15 protein-coding genes and 2 tRNA genes are annotated in these 18,355 nt (G+C 56.8%); 6 read left to right on the forward strand and 11 right to left on the reverse strand.

Annotated features, from left to right (window positions below; genetic code table 11):
- The first annotated feature begins 175 nt into the window (after positions 1-175).
- From AC0QHF_RS23070 to AC0QHF_RS23080, 3 genes are all read left to right on the forward strand, one after another.
- A complete protein-coding gene (locus tag AC0QHF_RS23070) occupies positions 176-1,636 on the forward strand; it encodes an aminotransferase class I/II-fold pyridoxal phosphate-dependent enzyme (RefSeq protein WP_324706606.1) in 1,461 nt (486 codons plus the stop codon).
- A gap of 43 nt (positions 1,637-1,679) precedes the next feature.
- Positions 1,680-2,282 (forward strand): precorrin-6Y C5,15-methyltransferase subunit CbiT, encoded by a 603-nt coding sequence (gene cbiT, locus AC0QHF_RS23075; RefSeq protein WP_324706607.1) that lies wholly within the window; start codon positions 1,680-1,682, stop codon positions 2,280-2,282.
- A 146-nt stretch (positions 2,283-2,428) separates the two neighbouring features.
- On the forward strand, positions 2,429-3,322 hold the full coding sequence (locus AC0QHF_RS23080) for a phosphatidate cytidylyltransferase (RefSeq protein WP_324706608.1): 894 nt from the start codon (positions 2,429-2,431) through the stop codon (positions 3,320-3,322).
- A gap of 57 nt (positions 3,323-3,379) precedes the next feature.
- Here AC0QHF_RS23080 and AC0QHF_RS23085 read toward each other — a convergent pair whose 3' ends face one another.
- Positions 3,380-4,057, reverse strand: a complete 678-nt coding sequence (locus AC0QHF_RS23085; protein ID WP_324706609.1) for an LmeA family phospholipid-binding protein — start codon at positions 4,055-4,057, stop codon at positions 3,380-3,382.
- A 457-nt stretch (positions 4,058-4,514) separates the two neighbouring features.
- Between AC0QHF_RS23085 and AC0QHF_RS23090 the strand changes: the two genes are divergently transcribed.
- Positions 4,515-5,321 carry a pseudouridine synthase gene (locus AC0QHF_RS23090; protein ID WP_324706610.1) on the forward strand — a complete coding sequence of 269 codons (807 nt, stop codon included), beginning with the start codon at positions 4,515-4,517 and terminating at the stop codon, positions 5,319-5,321.
- Positions 5,318-6,202 carry a helix-turn-helix domain-containing protein gene (locus AC0QHF_RS23095; protein WP_324706611.1) on the forward strand — a complete coding sequence of 295 codons (885 nt, stop codon included), beginning with the start codon at positions 5,318-5,320 and terminating at the stop codon, positions 6,200-6,202. The genes AC0QHF_RS23090 and AC0QHF_RS23095 overlap by 4 nt, the downstream gene beginning before the upstream one ends.
- Before the next feature lie 71 nt (positions 6,203-6,273).
- Here AC0QHF_RS23095 and malQ read toward each other — a convergent pair whose 3' ends face one another.
- Positions 6,274-7,782, reverse strand: coding sequence for a 4-alpha-glucanotransferase (malQ, locus tag AC0QHF_RS23100; protein WP_324706612.1), 1,509 nt, complete (start codon positions 7,780-7,782; stop codon positions 6,274-6,276).
- Between the two features lie 588 nt (positions 7,783-8,370).
- Here malQ and AC0QHF_RS23105 point away from each other — a divergent pair.
- A complete protein-coding gene (locus AC0QHF_RS23105) occupies positions 8,371-9,000 on the forward strand; it encodes a TMEM165/GDT1 family protein (RefSeq protein WP_324706613.1) in 630 nt (209 codons plus the stop codon).
- A 547-nt stretch (positions 9,001-9,547) separates the two neighbouring features.
- Here AC0QHF_RS23105 and AC0QHF_RS23110 read toward each other — a convergent pair.
- The 9 genes from AC0QHF_RS23110 to AC0QHF_RS23150 all read right to left on the reverse strand — a co-directional run bounded on the left by AC0QHF_RS23110 (position 9,548) and on the right by AC0QHF_RS23150 (position 18,333).
- Entirely contained in the window at positions 9,548-12,802 is a 3,255-nt protein-coding gene (locus AC0QHF_RS23110) for an efflux RND transporter permease subunit (RefSeq protein ID WP_324706614.1), read from the reverse strand.
- A gap of 153 nt (positions 12,803-12,955) precedes the next feature.
- Complete coding sequence (locus AC0QHF_RS23115) at positions 12,956-14,506, reverse strand: efflux RND transporter periplasmic adaptor subunit (RefSeq protein WP_324706615.1); 1,551 nt, start codon at positions 14,504-14,506, stop codon at positions 12,956-12,958.
- Positions 14,507-14,614: 108 nt separating this feature from the next.
- A complete protein-coding gene (locus AC0QHF_RS23120) occupies positions 14,615-15,184 on the reverse strand; it encodes a PadR family transcriptional regulator (RefSeq protein ID WP_324706616.1) in 570 nt (189 codons plus the stop codon).
- A gap of 144 nt (positions 15,185-15,328) precedes the next feature.
- Positions 15,329-16,276 (reverse strand): GNAT family N-acetyltransferase, encoded by a 948-nt coding sequence (locus AC0QHF_RS23125; RefSeq protein WP_324706617.1) that lies wholly within the window; start codon positions 16,274-16,276, stop codon positions 15,329-15,331.
- A 66-nt stretch (positions 16,277-16,342) separates the two neighbouring features.
- Positions 16,343-16,498, reverse strand: coding sequence for a hypothetical protein (locus tag AC0QHF_RS23130; protein ID WP_324706618.1), 156 nt, complete (start codon positions 16,496-16,498; stop codon positions 16,343-16,345).
- A gap of 102 nt (positions 16,499-16,600) precedes the next feature.
- Positions 16,601-16,676, reverse strand: a tRNA-Arg gene (locus AC0QHF_RS23135).
- Between the two features lie 574 nt (positions 16,677-17,250).
- Positions 17,251-17,874, reverse strand: coding sequence for a hypothetical protein (locus AC0QHF_RS23140; protein WP_324706630.1), 624 nt, complete (start codon positions 17,872-17,874; stop codon positions 17,251-17,253).
- Between the two features lie 49 nt (positions 17,875-17,923).
- Positions 17,924-18,085 carry a hypothetical protein gene (locus AC0QHF_RS23145; RefSeq protein ID WP_324706619.1) on the reverse strand — a complete coding sequence of 54 codons (162 nt, stop codon included), beginning with the start codon at positions 18,083-18,085 and terminating at the stop codon, positions 17,924-17,926.
- A gap of 173 nt (positions 18,086-18,258) precedes the next feature.
- Positions 18,259-18,333: transfer RNA gene (locus AC0QHF_RS23150), tRNA-Asp, on the reverse strand.
- Positions 18,334-18,355 lie beyond the last annotated feature (22 nt).

The following is an 18,355-nucleotide window of genomic DNA, read 5'->3' on the forward strand; positions in this document are numbered from 1 at the left end:
CATCCCCCCCAGCCCCCCTTTGAAAGGGGGGAGAAAGGGGGGAGAAAGGGGGGAGTAAGGGGGGAGTAAGGGGGGAGTAAGGGGGGAACCGGATTGACTCCCCTCTCCCAGAATTGGGAGAGGGGCTGGGGGTGAGGGCGAGTGCCGCATTCCAACTTCTGTCCCCATTAATCTCATGCTCGATCAAAATCAAATCCCTTTACTAAAAGCCCTCAAAGACGTAGCCGATCGCCCCCACGCTGCCTTCTACACCCCCGGACATCGGCGGGGGCAAGGCATTCCCGAACCCCTGGCGGCGGTTTTGGGGTCGCAGGTGTTTCGGGCGGATGTGCCGGAATTGCCGGAATTGGATAATCTGTTCGCGCCGTTCGGGGTGATTCTGGAGGCCCAAGAACTGGCGGCGGAGGCGTTCGGGAGCGATCGCACCCGCTTTTTAATCAACGGCTCTACGGTGGGAATTGTGGCCGCTATCCTGGCGACGTGCAATCCGGGCGAGAAAATTTTAGTCCCGCGAACCGTCCACCGTTCCGTTATTTCCGGGCTGGTGATGTCCGGGGCGATCGCAGTTTTCGTCAATCCCGAAATTGACCCCGATTGGAATATCCCCCTGAGTCTCACCCCGGAGGCGATCGCATCCACGTTGCGACGACACCCGGACATCAAAGCGGTGCTGGCCGTGCACCCCACCTACCGGGGGATTTGCGGGGATTTGGAAAAAATTGCCGCGATCGTCCACACTCATCATATCCCCCTCCTCGTCGATGAAGCCCACGGCGGCCACTTCGGCTTTCACCCCGACTTACCCATTTCCGCCCTGGCTGCGGGGGCCGACCTGACGGTACAATCCACCCACAAGGTGTTGGGGGCGATGAATCAGGCCTCCATGCTGCATATTAAGGGCGATCGCATCGATATTTCCCGCCTCGATCGCGCCCTGGAAATGCTCCAGTCCACCAGTCCCAGCTACCTCCTCCTCGCCTCCCTGGACGCGGCCCGCCACCAAATGGCGACTCAAGGGAAAAAACGCATCGACCAGGCGCTAAAATTGGCAGGGAGAGCAAGAAATCGACTGCATCAACTGCCCCTTTTGCGGGTTTACGATGCCGAATCCCGTCCGGGGTGTCTGGCCCGCGATCGCACCCGGTTGACCGTCGATGTCGCGGGTTTGGGTCTGAGCGGCTACGAAGCGGATGAAATTCTGCACCGGCAGTTTCGGGTGACGGCCGAGTTGCCGGATTTTCAGAATTTGACTTTTATCGTGAGTCCGGCCAACACACAGCAGGACATCGACGACATGGCGGAGGGGTTCGCGGGTCTGATCCGGCGGGCGGAGGAATTGGAGCGGGATTCTTGCCGATTTCCCCGCACCGTTCTTCCCACTCCCCCGGCGTCCGTCCCGGCCCTGTCTCCCAGAGATGCGTATTTCGCCGAAACCGCCCAACTCCCGATCGGGGAGTGCCGCGGCCGGATCGGTGCGGAGTGCATCTGTCCCTATCCTCCCGGAATTCCGGTCCTGTGGCCCGGAGAGGTGATTTCCGAGGAGGCGATCGCATTCCTCAGACAGGTCCGCGCTTTGGGGGGGCAAATCGTCGGATGCGGCGACCCGAGTCTGGAAACCCTGCGGGTGGTCGTCTAGATCCCACAATCTGCAAACCTTCAACTCAACCCACACCGAATCTATGTCTTCCTCACTCTGGCCCTACATCACCCCCGGCATCCCCGACGAACTGTTCGAGCGCCTACCGGGAATTCCCATGAGTAAGCGCGAGGTGCGGTTGCTGTTGATTTCGTATTTGCGCTTGCGGCCGGATTCGGTGGTTTGGGATATCGGCGCCGGGACGGGGACGATTCCGGTGGAAACGGGGCTGCTGTGTCCCCAGGGCCGGATCGTCGCCGTGGAGCGGGATGAGGAGGTCGCCCATTTGATCCGCAACAACTGCGATCGCTTCGGCGTGACCAATGTTGACGTGATCGAGGGGAGTGCCCCCGAGTGCCTGCACGACCTGCCCCACCGCCCCCACCGGGTCTGTTTGGAGGGGGGGCGGGCGATCAAGGATATCCTGGCGACGGCTTGGAAATACCTGGAATCCGGGGGGCGAATTGTCGCCACCGCTTCGAGTTTGGAGAGTTTGTATTTGATTTCGGAGGGGTTTGCCGAGTTGCAGGTGCGGAACGTGGAAGTCGTCCAGTCCTCCATCAACCGTTTGGAGGGCCGGGGCGGGTCCGGGAGTTTTGCGGCGATCGACCCGATGTTCATCCTCAGCGGCGAGAAAATGGACTAGCCCGGGTGCGATGCCCCCGGACCGCCAACCTTCATTGCAATATTTAACCTTTTAACCTTTCATTAACGGTCATACTGATAAACTGTGGGGTTGGAACGGCTCGGCCGTCCGACCCGGCGGGTTCGCACTGGGAATGCTTCTTAATTATGCCTTGGTCTCGTGTCATCAGTGGAATTGTGGCGATCGCCCTGGCGTTAGTGATGCTGACGCTGGGGGGATGGTACTTCACGCTCGGTTTTGGGGTCATCGTCTACCTCGGCCAACTCGAATACTTTCAATTGGTGCGGGCGAAGGGCATCGAACCCGCCGGGAAAACCACCCTCGCCGTCAGTCAGGCGTTGTTGATCACCGCCGCCCTGGCTCCCCCCCTGGTGGACGCCATGTTCGCCTTAGCGGGAACCCTGATCTGTTTTTACCTGCTGTTCCAACCCAAACTCTCCACCATCGCCGATATTGCCGCCTCGATTTTGGGACTGTTCTACGGCGGCTATTTGCCCAGCTATTGGATCAGACTGCGGGTGGGTTTCGACGCCTTTCCCCCCCCGGGCACCACCGCGATCGCCGATCCGCTCTCCCTGCAAGGTGACTGGCCGGTATCCTGGCATCTGTCCTACCCCCTCACCCAAGGACTGACCGTCACCCTCCTCGCCTTCGGCTGCATCTGGGCCGCCGACATCGGCGCCTACATCGTCGGCAAATTTTTCGGCCGCACCCGCCTCTCCGACATCAGCCCCAAAAAGACGGTGGAAGGGGCGGTGTTCGGCGTGTTGGGCAGCATCGGGGTCGCGATCGCCGGGGCCTGGTTCCTCCGCTGGCCCGGATTTCCCTGGACGGGGGTCGCCCTCGGCTCCATCATTGGCATCGCCAGCCTCTTGGGCGATCTCACCGAATCGATGATGAAACGGGATGCGGGGGTCAAGGACTCCGGCCAACTGATCCCCGGCCACGGCGGCATCCTCGATCGCGCCGACAGCTACGTTTTCACCGCCCCCCTGGTCTATTATTTCGTGACCCTAATTTTGCCTTGGCTGGCGAAATGAGGGAATCGGGAGTCGGGAATCGGGAGTCGGGAAAATTTCACTTTTCACTTTCCCCAACTACGGTTTAACCCAAATAATTCCCCGCAGGGTGAGTTGTTCGGCACTGACGCCGAGATCCTGAATGTCCACGTCGGAACCGAGATCGAGGGTCATGTCCGACCGATGGGTTTCGGGGACAAGGTGGGGCATCTGAAGGCGAGGTTCGGCCAATCGGAGTTGGGTGGGACTGGCCAGTTGTAATTGGGTCGTCAAGGTGAGGGGGACGCCGGTTAAATCGGCCGTCAGTTTGAGGCGGTTTGCTCCCAATGTCAATTGCAGGTTTTCCAGGTTCCCCGCCGGTAGGAGAAAGTGGGATCGGAGCAGTTGGGTGAGGGCATCGGCGAGGAGGGGGGATCGGGCCGAGGCATCGAGGTCCCCGGCGTAGAGTTGCAGGTCGCACTCGACGGGGATGGGTTCGAGGAGTTGTAGGGGTTTGCCCTGCAGGACTTGGCCCAAGTTGATGCGGATGCGGGAAGCGTTGAGGGCGATTTGACTCAGGTGCAGGCCTCGATAAATTACCCCTCGCGCCGAGACCGAGACATCGGGAATTCGGCCGCTCAAGAGCGATCGGTTGTTCCCGCCGATGTGAATTTTCAGAGATTCGACCCGCTCCGCCTGCGATCGCAGGTAGAATTGCACCGCCGCGGACAGGACGGTTCCGATCAGTTTCTTTTGTTGCGCTTCAGTCGCTTTCACTTTTTTCACTCCCCAACCTACCATTGCTGATGTTGACCCCCCCCGATGGGGAGGCCCATTGAATGTCCGTGGATTGTAACCTCTTCCCTCGCCGTCTATCAAGAAAATGCCATGTGGCCGCGGCCGAATTCGGAATCGTGGCGGGTCAACAAGGGTTGGGAGCCACCGGATGTGATAGAACAGAAGCAAGAGTCAAACACTCACCCCGGCAGAAGCACCGAATCGAGAATCGCAGCATCTCTCCTGAGACGTAGGAAAAATTACGGGTCGGTGTAAGATTTGTACAGAGTTGGTGGATTTGTGCAACAATTTAGCTCGGCTCAGTCCAAATTGTCTGAAAACCTGTTCACGACAGGGCGAGTCGTTTACCTCTGGCTGCCCGCCACCCCGGCCGTCAACGCCGGGTTTCGGCCATGACATAACTGATCGGTTCAAATTTCCGACATCCTGCACACCTATGGATGAAAGGCTACAAAAAATCATAGCTCGCTGGGGTATCGCCTCCCGCCGTCATGCGGAGGGGATGATCGTCGAAGGACGGGTGAGGGTGAATGGCAGCACGGCGCATTTGGGTCAAAAGATCGATCCGACTCGCGATCGCGTCGAAATTGACGGACGGCCGGTGCAACCATCCCAACAGACTCAACCGATTTACCTGCTTTTAAACAAACCTCTGGGTGTCGTTTCCACCTGTGCCGATCCGCAGGGACGGCGGACGGTTTTGGATCTGTTGCCCCCCCACTGGCGGGGGGGCCGGGGCATTCATCCGGTCGGCCGGTTGGACAGCAATTCCAGCGGGGCATTGTTGCTCACGAATGACGGCGAACTGACATTCCGGCTCACCCATCCCCGCTATCACGTCCCCAAAACCTATCGGGTCGTCGTCCAAGGTAGCCCCCCCGAATCGGCTTTGGAGCGGTGGCGGCAAGGGATTTTGCTCTCCGGAAAAAAGACATTACCGGCGAAAGTTCGGCGCTTGGGGAAGCGCCGGAGTTCACAAACTGTATTGGAAGTGATTTTATGTGAAGGTAGAAATCGGCAAATCCGCCGAGTGGCAGAATCCCTGGGATATCCCGTGGTTCAACTGCACCGCACGGCGATCGGACCGATTCACCTGAACCCGACTGGACAATTGGAATTACCTCGCGGTCACTACCGGCCCCTCGAAACCTCTGAAGTGCGTTTCCTCAAACATCGAGTCGATCTCGAAACGGTGAGTGTATCTGGAAATTTGGCAGTCGATCTTGAGGAGGACGGCATATGAAACTGACTCTCAGGCCCCCAATGTTTAAATTGAACACGAATTCTCAGAGTCCCGGGCAACAGCAAACTCGATTTGATACCGAACAGGTGCAGCGGTTATCGGATATTGGAGAGCAGTTGCGTCAGACCCGCATCGACCATTCCCTCTCGTTGGATATGGTGGCGACCTATACTCGCATTCGCTCCCACTTGCTGCGGGCCCTCGAAGAAGGCCGGATGGATCGCCTTCCCGAACCCGTTTACACCCGGGGGCTGATCCGGCGGTACGCCGACGCCCTCGGATTAGACGGGGAAGAATTGGCGAATTTCTTTTTGCCGGAACCGACGGGGCGATCGCTCCAAACGTCCTTGAAATGGCTCCGCGCTCCCCAACTGCGGCCGAGCCACCTGTATCTGACTTATATTCTGCTCGTTATTTGTGCCATCAACGGTTTATCCTATTTGATCCGGACTTCTCCTGAAGAAGCCGTCACCGAAGCCGAACCGGGCGGCGAATCGGTGGAAATGGCGCGAAATTCCGCGCCTCCCTCAACTTCCCAACCGGCCACGGTGAAGGTGGAAAACGCTTCCCCCTCCCCGAGTGCGACTCCGGACCCGAAACCCGTCATCCGGGATGTGGAAGTCGGAATCACGGTCAAGGACGAGTCCTGGGTTCTGGTCGAAGTGGACGGCAAGACCGAATTTCAGGGGATTTTATCCGGCGGCACCCAGAAAAGTTGGAAAGCGAAGAATGAAGTCGTGGTGGTCGCCGGAAATGCCGGGGGCGTCCTCGTCACCGTCAACGACGGCGAAGCCAAACGCCTCGGAGAACCCGGAATGGTGGAAGAGGCGGTTTTCAAGGTGGGGAATACCCAAGGAACCGACGACACTCCGAGTTCCTAACCGGCGAAGGGGGGGCGATCCGGGAAAATCCCCCGATCGCCCCACACCTTACACCCGATTGAGATCGGACATTATCGCGGCGATCGCCCGTAGGTGTCGGTCCAGAACTTGAGGCGATCGCGGAGTTCGTCCGTCAGCATCCCCGGTTCGCACCGCCAGGCCCAGTTCCCTTCCGCCGTGCTGGGTTTGTTCATCTTGGCTTCGCTCCCGAGTCCCAACACGTCCTGCAGGGGAAAAACCGCCTGATTCGCCACGGAAGACAGGGCCAGCCGGATCATGTCCCAGTGGATGCCGTAGTCGAGGACGGCCCCCAAATACCGAGTCACCCGCGCCTGTTCCTTCACCGTCCGCCGGTTGAACCAGCCCACGGTCGTATCGTTGTCGTGGGTCCCCGTATACACCACCCAGTTGGGCGAGGTGTAGTTGTAGGGCAGATAGGGGTTCTCCGGCCCCGAGTCGAAGGCGAAATGCAGCACCTTCATCCCCGGCAACTCGAATTTATCCCGCAGAGCCTCCACCTCCGGGGTGATGATCCCCAGATCTTCGGCGATAATCGGCAGCCGCCCCAACCGCTCCTCGATCGCGTGAAACAAGCCCTCTCCGGGGGCGCTGACCCACTGGCCATTCATCGCCGTCGTCTCCCCCTGGGAAACCGCCCAGAAGGACTCCAAACCCCGGAAGTGGTCGATGCGGATCAAATCGACGTAATCCAACATCGCCTGAATCCGCTGCACCCACCACTCGAACCCATTTTGCTGGAGGCGCTCCCAGTTGTAGACCGGATTTCCCCACAGTTGGCCGGTTTCGCTGAAGTAATCCGGCGGCACCCCCGCCATCAGCGCGGCTTCCCCGGTTTCCCCGTCCAGACAGAAAATTTCCGGGTGCGCCCAGACGTCGGCGCTGTCGTGGGCTACATAAATCGCCAGATCTCCGAAAATCCGAATCCCCTGTTCGTTGGCGTAGCGCTTCAAATTCGCCCACTGGCGGTTGAACGTGAATTGGAGATATTTGTGATAATAAATATCCTCTCCGAGCTTCTCCTTCCATTTGCTCACGGCCTCTGGCTTGCGCCGGGAAATGCCGTCGTCCCAAGTGTGCCAACTCGCGTCCCCCTGGGCGTCCTTGAGAGACATGAAAAAGGCGTAATCTTCCAGCCAGTAGCTCTTTTGGTGGCAAAATTCGTGAAATTCGTGTTCGAGTTCCGGCGACCCATTTTCCCGAAAGTTCTGGAACGCTTTCTTAAATAGGGGGGTCTTCACCTCCCGCACCCGGTCGAAATCGACCATATCGGTGGGCAGGGGTGGGACTTCGGCCAGATCTTCTTCGGTCAGCAACCCCGCCTCCGCCAACATATCGGGACTGATGAGGAGAGGGTTTCCGGCGAAAGCCGAGTAGGAGAGGTAGGGGGAATTTCCGAACCCGGTCGGACCCAGCGGTAAAATTTGCCAGAGTTGTTGGTTGCTCTCGTTGAGAAAATCGACAAACTGATAGGCATTCGGCCCCAAGTCTCCGATCCCGTATCGACTGGGAAGGGAAGTGGGGTGCAACAAAATCCCGCTAGATCTTGGTTGAAATGACATAACAAACCTAGAGATATGAGTAGTTCAACGGGTCAAAGGGTGGATCGCCATCCGGACATCGATCGCCCAGCAGTACCTCCAAACCGACTGGCGATCGTGCCAGATCGGTCCGATCCCATCTGCAAACATCTTACCCGAATGGCTGTCGCCTGACGGAAAATTGCCAAATTCGGAGTCGGGGATGGGATGAGGATTGAGAAGTCGGTATTTTGGCCTCTCTTCTCTGGACTGGGGGCGAGTTTAGCAAAAAACGGGGAGAGCCCAATCTGACCAAAGTTAGAAATTTAATTTTGGCGATCGCAACTGTTTTGTATGGCGGGACACAGACAGACGATGCCGAATTTCAGAAAATTAAAGATAAATGAAAACAAAATGAATGATTTATGAAAGGGTCGATCCGATCGCAAATTTCCCGCATCAAATCGGCGATCGCGTGATAGTCTAGAAGTGAAGAGAGAAACCAATCGGGCCGTTTAAAAAGTTCCCGGGCGATCGCGATATCGATCGTTTCCGAAGTTCAGATGGCGAACTTTTTATCCCGTCTGCCCGTAAAATTGACAGACTCGAACGGACTGACTCGATCGCACCATGCTAACCGCTTTCACCGCCGGACTCCTACTGATCACCCTTTCCGAACTCGGAGACAAAACCTTTTTTATCGCCGTCATTTTGTCCCTGCGACATTCCCGAAAACTGGTGTTCGCGGGGGTGGTCGCAGCCCTGGCAACCATGACGGTTTTATCGGTGGCGATGGGGCAGGTCGTCTCATTCCTGCCGCCCATTTACCTGCACTGGGCGGAAATTGCCCTGTTCGCCCTGTTCGGCATCAAATTGCTCTACGAAGCCAGCCAGATGCCCCAAAATAAGGCGAATTCCGGGGAAGAAAAAGAAGCGATCGAGGCGGTGGAGGGGTCGAATTTTCCGAAACGCAAGGGCAATTTGGGAATCCTCACCGAAGCCTTTTCCCTCACCTTTATCGCCGAGTGGGGCGATCGCACCCAAATCGCCACCATCGCCCTCGCCGCCGCTTACCACCCCGTCGGAGTCGTCGTCGGGGCGACTTTGGGACACGCCATCTGTGCCGCGATCGCCGTTTTGGGGGGGCGGCTGATCGCCGGACACATCTCCGAACGCACCATCACCGCGATCGGCGGTTGTTTGTTCTTGGTTTTCAGCCTCGTCGCCTGGGTTGATGGCGTGGGAACTGCGGCGGTTTAGGGGGGGATAAAATAGCGATCGCACGTTTCCGGGACGCGATCGCGATCAGTATTAAAGATGCTTCCACTCGCCGGTTTTTCCCAACGATAAAAATGCCGGATGCCACTCCGTCAATCCGTCGTCAGCGGGGGTTTCACTCTCGTTCAATCTCACCGCAGCTAGAAACCGGGTTTCTTGCGGACAATCAGGTTGAGAAATAGGAACTCTTATAGAAACCCGGTTTCTTTTCTCCCCAATGTCTCAATTGCAACTCGGTCAGGGATGCGATCGCATCGGGTAATTCTGTCAGTCCCATTTGACTGAGATCGAGCTCTGTCGCTCCCTCCTGACGGGCAACTTCAATTTTTTCCTCAAAGTCAATCCTCAAAGTCAATCACTGTGGGGGCAACCGTCTCTGGTTGCCCGGTTGATGAGTAAATGGGTTGTCCGATTAATGAATTGCCAAACCCTATCATTCACCTAGGGCAAGCGCAGAGGCTTGCCCCCACAGATGGATTGGGAAATGGGTTGAAAAAGTGGGCTTTCCCCATCAAAACCGATACCGACATCAATTCTTCAAATTTTGCCGATCGCCTTTTTTCACCCCCTCCCCATCCGGCGGGTGGGAATTGTTCTCAGGGTGATAACCGTTGCCGTTGCCGTTGCCATTACCATTGCCATTTCCATTCGCCTCGGCATAGTAGATCGATTCCCCCAATTCCCCCGGCAGGTGCTTGGATTTGCCCGTCAGCCGAGATTGCAAATTGGTGGCGATCGCATAAAATACCGGCACCACATACAAACTCAGCAGCGTCGAAACCAACATTCCCCCCATCACCGACATCCCGATGGAGACGCGACTCGCCGCCCCCGCACCCGTGGCGAAAGCCAGCGGCATCACGCCGAAAATGGTCGAAAAAGCGGTCATCAAAATCGGGCGAAATCGCACCCGTCCGGCCTCGATCGCCGCCTGTTGAATCGATCGCCCCTGAGAGCGCAATTGGTTGGCAAATTCCACGATCAAAATCGAGTTTTTCGTCGAAAGTCCGATCAGCATGATCAGGCCGATGCGACTGTAAATATTCAACTCCAACTGCGCCATCCACAGCGCCCCGAACGCCCCCAAAAGCGACAAAGGAACCGCCAACAAAATCACGATCGGATCGATAAAACTCTCGAACTGCGCCGCCAGCGTCAGGAAAATAAACGCCAACGCCAGACCGAAAATGTAGACCGTCGCCTGTCCCGCCTCGCTGAACTCCAGGGACTCCCCAGCCAGGGCCGTCCGCATCGTCTCGGGGATGACGCGATCGGCCAAATTCTGCATCGCCTCCAACGCCTCGCCCAGACTGTACCCGGCGGCGGGACTGCCTTCTAATGTCGCGGAACGGAAGCGGTTAAAGTGGTTAATTTGCGGGGGAAGAGTGGAGTCGCGCACCGAAACCACGCTGCTGATGGGCACCATCTCCCCCGACTCGGCGCGGACGTAGAGTTCCTCAATATCCTCCGGACTGGCGCGATATTCTTTCTGAGCCCGGACGATAACATCGTAACGCTGGTTGCCCTCGTTGAAATTGGTGATATCCCGCCCCCCCAGCATGATTTGCAGGGTGCGGGCGATTTGCTGCACCGAAACCCCCAAATTTCCAGCCTGCGATCGCTCCACTTCCAGCACCAACTCCGGTTTATTCAGCTTCAAATCGGTGTCCACGTTCACCAATTGGGGCAGATTTTGCGCCTCCTTCGCCAACTCGTCCGACACGGCGGCCAACTCGCCGATATCCGTGCCCTGGAGGACGAACTGCACCGGCTGGCCCCGCCCACTTCCGGGGAGGGAACTGGGGTTGATGGGGAAGATCATCGCGTCGGTAATGCGGGAAAACTGGCCGAACAGCCGTTTGACGATCTCCTGCTGGGACTGGCCGGGTTCGGTGCGTTCCGACCAGGATTTGAGGCGGGTAAAGGCGAAACCCCGGTTCGCCTGGGAGGCCCCCCGCCCGAAACCGGTGATGGTGAAATAGGCTTCCATTTCGGGGACGTCAGCCAGCACCTCCTCGACCTGTTGCACGACATTATTCGTATACTCGATACTCACCCCTTCTGGCGCGTTGATGGGAATAAAAATACGGCCGCGATCTTCGGTGGGGAGGAACCCTTGGGGCAGTTGGACGAACAGCCAAGCCGTCAGTCCCAAAGCCGCCACGAATCCCACCAAAACCACGGGTTTAGCCGCCATCATCATCCGCAGGGTGCGATCGTAGGCTGCCTGGATGCGCCGCAGCAGCCAGTCGAAGCCGTTGAGGGGGGCAGAAAACAGCCGCATGATGGGATTGTTGCTGGCGTGGGAGGGGGTCAGCAGTCGCGCCGAAACCGCCGGCGCCAGGGTGAGGGCGACGAAGGAGGAGAAGACGACGGCGATCGCGAGGGTGATGGCAAATTCGTTGAAAATTTGTCCGGTGGAACCGCCGGAAAAGCCGACGGGGACGAAGACGGCGATCAGGACGACGGTGGTGGCGATGACGGCGAACACCACTTCCCGCATGGCGTGGATGGCGGCGGGGAAGGGGTGCATTTTCTTTTCGTCGATGTAGCGGACGATATTTTCGAGTACGACGATGGTATCGTCCACCACCAGTCCGGTGGAGAGGGTGAGGGCAAACAGCGTCAGGACGTTAATGGAAAAGCCCAGGAAGAACATCGCCCCGAAGGCGCCGATCAAAGAGACGGGGATGGTGAGGGTGGGGATGAGGGTAGCCCGCCAGTTTTTCAGGAAGGCGAAGATCACCAATACGACGAGAACGATCGCCAACAATAACGTTTCCCACACTTCATCGATCGCCACCTGCACGAATTCGGAATAGTCCACGGCGATGGTGTAATTCATCCCCTCGGGGAAGCTCTCGGAGAGTTCCTTAATTCTGGCTTTCACCCCGTTGGCGACTTCCAACAGGTTGGCGCCGGAGAGTTTGCTCACCCCCAGGGCGACGGCGGGGGTTCCCCGGAACCGGGCGATGGTGCGATCGCTTTCGGCCCCGATCTCGGCGTAACCGACATCCCGGAGGCGAATTAACGCCCCGTCGGGGTTGCGGCGGATGACGAGATCTTCGTATTCGGCGGGATCTCTCAACCGCCCGAGGGTGCGGACGGGATATTCGGTGCTTTGCCCCTCGATGCGTCCGCTGGGGATTTCCACGTTTTGCCGTCGCAGGGCGTCTTCCACGTCCAAAGCGGTGACGTTGCGAGCCGCCATGCGATCGGGGTCCAGCCACAGTCTCATGGCGTAGCGCCGCTCTCCCCCGATGAAGATGCTGCCCACCCCATCGACGGTTTCCAGGGCGTTTTTGAGGAAGCGATCGGCGTAGTTGCTCAATTCCAAGTTGGAGAAGCGATCGCCGTAAATGGCGATCCACATGATCCGATCGTCGTCGCTACTCTCTTTGGAAACAACCGGGGTGTCCACGTCGTCGGGAAGTTCGTCCGTCGCCCGCGAAACCCGCGATCGCACGTCCTGGGCGGCGGCTTCCAAATCGCGATCGACGTCAAACTGAGCGGTAATGGAACTGATCCCCTCCCGGCTGGAGGAAGTCAGGGTTTTCAACCCCTCCACCCCGTTAATTTCCGCCTCCAAAATTTCCGTCACCTCCGTTTCCACTACCTCCGCATTGGCACCGGGGTAGGTGGTGCGGACGGTGACGACCGGGGGATCGATGCTGGGATATTCCTGCACCGGAAGCCGGGTAAATCCGACCAATCCGATCAGGACAATTAACAATGAACAAACCGTCGCAAAAACCGGACGCCTGATAAAAAAGTTGGTAAACATAGGCAGGGTGTAGGGTGTAGGGTGTAGGGTGTAGGGAGGAAAGAGAAGAGAGAATAGAGGACAGATAAACTTCTCACTTCTCTCTTCTAACTCCTCACTTCTCCCAAAATGGGGAATCTAAAATCTAAAATCTAAAATCTAAAATTCCCCTCCCTAATTCTTGGGTTGAATCGGCGTTCCGTCGGATAGTTTTTGGATGCCGGAGACGATCAGTTTTTCGCCGGGGCGCAGCCCTTCCAGGACTTCGGCGCGATCGCCTCGAATTAACCCCAAACGGATCACCTGTTTTTTGGCCGTGGGATTGTCTCCCCCTTCGGCCACGAAGACGAACCGTTCGTCCCCCAAAAACTGCACGGCGGTCATGGGAACCACCACCACGCCCGGTTTTTCGTCCCAAATCACGTCCGCCCGCACGAATTGACCGTTTCGCAACTGTCCGTCGGGGTTCGGAAACGTGGCTTTCGCCAAAATGGTCTGGGAATCCGGGTTGACGGTGGGGGAAATAAAGCTGATCCGCCCCGTGCCGAGGGAATTGCCTTGGGGGTCGCGCATCCGCACGGCCAGCCCCATTTCCAGGTCGGATTTCCGTTCCAGGGGAATCGGCAACCGCAATTCCAGGCGATCGTTTTCCGTCAGGGTGGTGAGGGGGTCGCCCTGTTGGATGTAGTCTCCCTCTTTGACGGTCACATCGCCGATCACCCCGTCAAAGGGGGCTTCGACGGCACTTTCGGCTAACTGTACTTCCAACTGGTTAACCCGGGCCGCGGCTTCGGCGACCTGGGCTTCCGCCTGGTCGATTTCTTCGAGGCGGGTGCCGTTTTCCAGGCGCCGGAGTACCTGTCGGGCCTGTTCCACTTCCGCCCGTCTGAGGGCGATTTCGGATTGGCGGTTTTTCTGTAACTGTTCTAACCGCCGTTGATCGGCCCTCAAGTCGGCCTCGGCGGTTTCGAGTTCCGAAACTAATGTATCGAATTCGTCCCGGGAAATGGCGCCGGCTTCGGTCAATTCCTCAAATCGGTTCACCCGCTTTTGGGCCAGTTCCGCTTCGGCGATGCTGGCGTCAATTTGGGCCTGGGCCTGGTTGATTTCGGCCAGGAAGCTGCCGGATTCCGCGTCGGCGAGTCGGGCTTGGGCTTCCACCACTCGGGCTTGGGCTTCGGCGATTTCTTCGGGGCGACTGCCGGCCCGCAGTTCCGCCACTCGGGCTTGGGTCCGCACCAGGTTGGCTTGGGCTTGCCGGAGTTCGGTCTCCAACTCGTCGCTTTTCAGTCGCGCGATCGCCTGTCCCCGCGTTACCCTATCCCCAGACTCGACAAAAATCCGGGTGACGCGCCCCCCGACTTCCGGCTTGACTTCCACCGATCGCTTCGCCTCCAGGGTTCCCACGAATTCGGAGCGATCCTGGAAATTTTCCGTTTCCACCGCAGCCAATCGCACGGGGACGCCCCGCGGCGCCTCGGACGGGCCGGCTTCCTGGGAGGGCACCGCCGTTTGGGTCGCCTTCCACCACTGGCCCCCGGCAAAACCGACGCCCAGGGCGAGGAAAATGGCCAAAATCACCTGCAACCATCCGGGGTTGCCGCGAAGGTCCGATTCGGGTTGGCGATCGCGATCGTCCGACACCAACTCGGGAGAGTCGTTTAATTCGACTGGGGACTGATTGGAATTTTGAGCCGATGATTCGGTCGATGATGGATGAGACATATCAATTGCGGTAAAAGTTGAGATTTGAAAGTGACGTTATTCGCGAAAATTAACCGATTCATTGTGGGAGGTTATTTTGAGAAATTTAAAGCGATAAATTGCGATTTGCTATCTATCTTTTGGTAGAGAATCTTTTGGCAAAGCAATGACCAAGGATTTTTCCTGCTTTAAATCTTCTAAGGTTTGATTCAACCAATCCACCTCGGAGTTGAGGAGGGACTTGGCGCGTTTCCAGACCGCTGCTTGGTAAGGATCGCTCGGCATATAGTCAATTTCTTGACTGTTCAAATATTCGTCCCGTTGATGACAAATTCTCAGGCGGTGTTCCACCAATCGAATTCGTTCTTCTACATTTAAATCGCTAAAAAAGAAAAACTTGATCAAAAACCGAGCTCTGCCCTTCACCCAACTTTCTTGGGGTTGTTCCAGCATCTTCTGCCGCCAGCGCCTGCGTCCGGCTGCCGTGATGCCATAAACTTTTCGGCTCGAACCCGCATCTCCCGCCTCCTCCAGCATCACTTCAATATATCCCCGCTCCTCCAGACGTTTGAGCAACGGATAAATTGCACCGTAATTGACGCTGATGCAACTCCCCATAAACAGCTCGAGTCGTTGCTTCAGTCGGTAGCCGTGCAAAGGTTCGCGTTGCAACAGTCCCAGGGCGGATAACTCTAGCATTATATCAAATTGATACTTAAGTTCTGAATATACTCGATCTTAACCTATCAGTCCAGAATTCCCACCCCCCCGAAGTCGGGTTTCGGGGGTGAGGTGGGAAATGCCAGAATTTTCCGCCGCTCCCTCCATTCCGTTTTCTATCGCTTAAGATTTCAAGCATTTGCTCTCAATTCGCATCGTCAACGCCGGATCAAATCCGACGGACTGGTAAAGTCGGAAAGCACCGGACGGGTTTTCCGCATCCACCCCCAGCAAGGCGATGTCCGTCCCCGCTTCCCGCAGGCGGCGCAACGTCTCGAGCAAAAGTGCCCGTCCCACACCCCGCCGGCGGAACCCCCGGCGAGTGCCCAGACTGTTGATCCAACCTTCTGGCTGGCTTTTGTGGCGGTTATCTTCCGGGAAAATCGCGCCGCAGCAAAATCCCGCGAACGTTCCGCCCGGCGCAGCAGCGATCAAATTCAGTTCTGGGATGTAATTGGGATTGTCCAACTCATGCTCGAACTGTTCCACCGTCAGATCGTGGTGGTTCCAGTGATCGATAAAGCTTTGGTTGAACATCTCCACCCAGGCTTTCCCATCGGTTTTTCCCGCGATCGCACGACAGGTGAACCCCGCCGGAAACTGGGGTTTCGGTATCGGGGAGCTCAGGGAACGTTTCATGCGGAAAAAGCGCCGTTCCGGGGTAAAACCGTGGGCTTCCAAAACCGCCAGCCGTTGGGTTTCGGTGGTGTACGCGGACGTTTGCAGGCGGACGGGTTTTCCCGTTTTTTCTGACAATTCCCGCATCCGGCATTCCGCCCAAGCTAAGACATCCGCCTCGATCGCCCCATCCCTGTAATCCGGGTGCACGACAAACTCGAAATATTCATCCGTCGCCCACACGGTGGCGTAAGCGATCGCCTCTCCGTCGGCATTTTCCCACAGGGCGACATCCCGGCTGATGTCAAAATCGGGGGAGCGAAAATTCTGGGCGACGCGATCGCCCGAAGTCCATCGTTCCAGGCGATCGTGGGCGGACGAGGTATTAAATAAGTGGGCGATCGCCTCCAAATCCGCCGATTGTCGATAGGGGCGACGGGTTAACGTACTCATAATTTTTATTAACCTTTCTGCAAGGTTTCTCCCGATCTTTAGGTCGAAAAATTTAGCTTCAAGCCATCAATTATAAACGAAATAAGCCGACCCCAAAATCAGGCCGGCGGGGCGGCGATCGCGATCGTGCTGGCGAACTTGAGGATCGCCCCCTCCTCGCTCATGGCAATCAAAATTCGGGCGATCGGCCCAAAATTGGCGAGTTTTCAGAAATAAAAACATCGGTTCATCCCTCCACATTAAAAAATGCAATCCACCAGGGAGGTACTGCCCCTCCTGTCGCCGCGTTATCAGCACGGTGCCTCACTTTTCGGCCTCTGGTGGTGGCACTCCCACCGGGATTTGAACCCGGAATCCTCAGCTTAGAAGGCTGTCACTCTGTCCGTCGAGTTATGGGGGCAGTTTTCGGCAATTCCGAAGCGAATTATGGGACTCGAACCCATACCTGGAGTTTGGAAGACTCAAATTCTACCGTTATAGGCGGGAGTCGAGAATCGGGAGTCGGGAGTCCTTGAAAACTCAAAGCCCCTTTAAGTCGAGGTTTTGAAGTTTTCGGGGTTCCCTCGATTTGTTAACATACGAGCGCTCATTGCCATACACTAAATTTGCAATATTGAAAGTGCTGACCGCCCAGCCGGGTGGAGAACCTCAAGGTTTTATGGAAACCCGAAACCAAACCCCCGGATTTTGTCGAACTTTGACCTTTATCCGTTAAGATTTGATGGTCTGAGGGTTGAGATGTGAGGTTTGAGCTTTGAGCTTTTAGCGTTGAGCTTTAACCACAAGCAGAGATGGTTTTCTCCTACCAAAGAAGATCCATCTCTAAACCATAAATTTAGAGATTTTCGGACGGCCAGCACGAAGAGGCGGGAGTCGGGAGTCGGGAGTCGGGAGTCGGAGATATTTTGCGAGGGCGAATGCCATTCGCCCCTACGATTTAATAATTTCTTCCCCTACACCCCACACCCCACACCCTAATTATCGGGAATTTCCAGCATCGTGCGGGCGTTGCTGATGGACAGGATGCGATCGACGGTGGACTTGAATTCCTCCACAAAAGTTTGACGGCGATCGCACTCCGCGGCTAAATCTGTGGGGTCGAGCAATTCCACCCCTTCCCTCGCCAGAAAACTATCCGCCAAAGACTGATATTTCTCCGAAGTCGCGTTTTTTCCCAACACTTCGATCGCCAGTTTGTCGAGTCGTTCTTTGACCCGCGCCCGGGCTGCATTGAAATCCTTTCGGGCGCGGCTGTAGGCCGACTGCATGGTATCGAGAACCGCCTCGTAATACAGGATGAAATTCTTCATCTCGATCGCCTCCGCGACGGTCATTTCTTCCCCCGCCACCGTCACCGTCGTTGACGCATTGGACAGGACGACAATTCGCTTGATCGTGCGCCGACGGGCGATCAGAGCATCCACCTTTTGCAGGGCGGCCCGCGCCTTCGTGCCGTACTCGTCGCGGGATCTGTAGCCGGTGGGAGTCTTCCCCACTTCGACCACTGTAATCAACGTGTTTCCTTCCAAAGCAGCCCGCGCCGAATCGATCCGCTTTTCCAGCAGCGTCAATTCCGCCAGGGCATCCGTCACCGTCATCTGAGTCACGGAAATCACCTCCTTTTTAAATCGTTGAATTTTGAAAAATCTAAAAACGGTTTTGAAATACATAGATAGTTTTTTGCGCCGGAGTCGTATCCAGAACCGAAAATAAAACCATTTTGAATCGGTTGTAGAACGGGCGATCGCACCCCAACAGATCCGAGTCGAGAATTTCCAGGGTATTTTGTGCGATCGCAACTCGGTTCACCGTCACTCCTCCGAATGGGTTTCGAGACAATTTGAATTGAATGCTGAGAGCTGAAAGCTGAAAGCTGACAGCTATATAAACTATCATTGAGCTACAGGGCATCGGCCAGCCCCCCAAGCCAGTGTCGAACTGGCGACCTCCTGTTCTTCACCTAGCGTAGCGCCTGATATGAGCGGGGATGACGGGATTCGCACCCGCGACTTCCTGTTCGACAGACAGGCGCTCTGGGCTAACTGAGCTACATCCCCATTAATGTAGTACGATAATTCG

This window comes from Lyngbya sp. CCY1209, from assembly GCF_055795065.1.

Coding starts and splice junctions, on each gene's coding strand:
- AC0QHF_RS23070 (WP_324706606.1), top strand. CDS start 176: ATGCTCGATCAAAATCAAATCCCTTTACTAAAAGCCCTCAAAGACGTA.
- cbiT (WP_324706607.1), top strand. CDS start 1,680: ATGTCTTCCTCACTCTGGCCCTACATCACCCCCGGCATCCCCGACGAA.
- AC0QHF_RS23080 (WP_324706608.1), top strand. CDS start 2,429: ATGCCTTGGTCTCGTGTCATCAGTGGAATTGTGGCGATCGCCCTGGCG.
- AC0QHF_RS23090 (WP_324706610.1), top strand. CDS start 4,515: ATGGATGAAAGGCTACAAAAAATCATAGCTCGCTGGGGTATCGCCTCC.
- AC0QHF_RS23095 (WP_324706611.1), top strand. CDS start 5,318: ATGAAACTGACTCTCAGGCCCCCAATGTTTAAATTGAACACGAATTCT.
- malQ (WP_324706612.1), bottom strand. CDS start 7,782: ATGTCATTTCAACCAAGATCTAGCGGGATTTTGTTGCACCCCACTTCC.
- AC0QHF_RS23105 (WP_324706613.1), top strand. CDS start 8,371: ATGCTAACCGCTTTCACCGCCGGACTCCTACTGATCACCCTTTCCGAA.
- AC0QHF_RS23110 (WP_324706614.1), bottom strand. CDS start 12,802: ATGTTTACCAACTTTTTTATCAGGCGTCCGGTTTTTGCGACGGTTTGT.
- AC0QHF_RS23115 (WP_324706615.1), bottom strand. CDS start 14,506: ATGTCTCATCCATCATCGACCGAATCATCGGCTCAAAATTCCAATCAG.
- AC0QHF_RS23120 (WP_324706616.1), bottom strand. CDS start 15,184: ATGCTAGAGTTATCCGCCCTGGGACTGTTGCAACGCGAACCTTTGCAC.
- AC0QHF_RS23125 (WP_324706617.1), bottom strand. CDS start 16,276: ATGAGTACGTTAACCCGTCGCCCCTATCGACAATCGGCGGATTTGGAG.
- AC0QHF_RS23130 (WP_324706618.1), bottom strand. CDS start 16,498: ATGTTTTTATTTCTGAAAACTCGCCAATTTTGGGCCGATCGCCCGAAT.
- AC0QHF_RS23140 (WP_324706630.1), bottom strand. CDS start 17,874: ATGACGGTGACGGATGCCCTGGCGGAATTGACGCTGCTGGAAAAGCGG.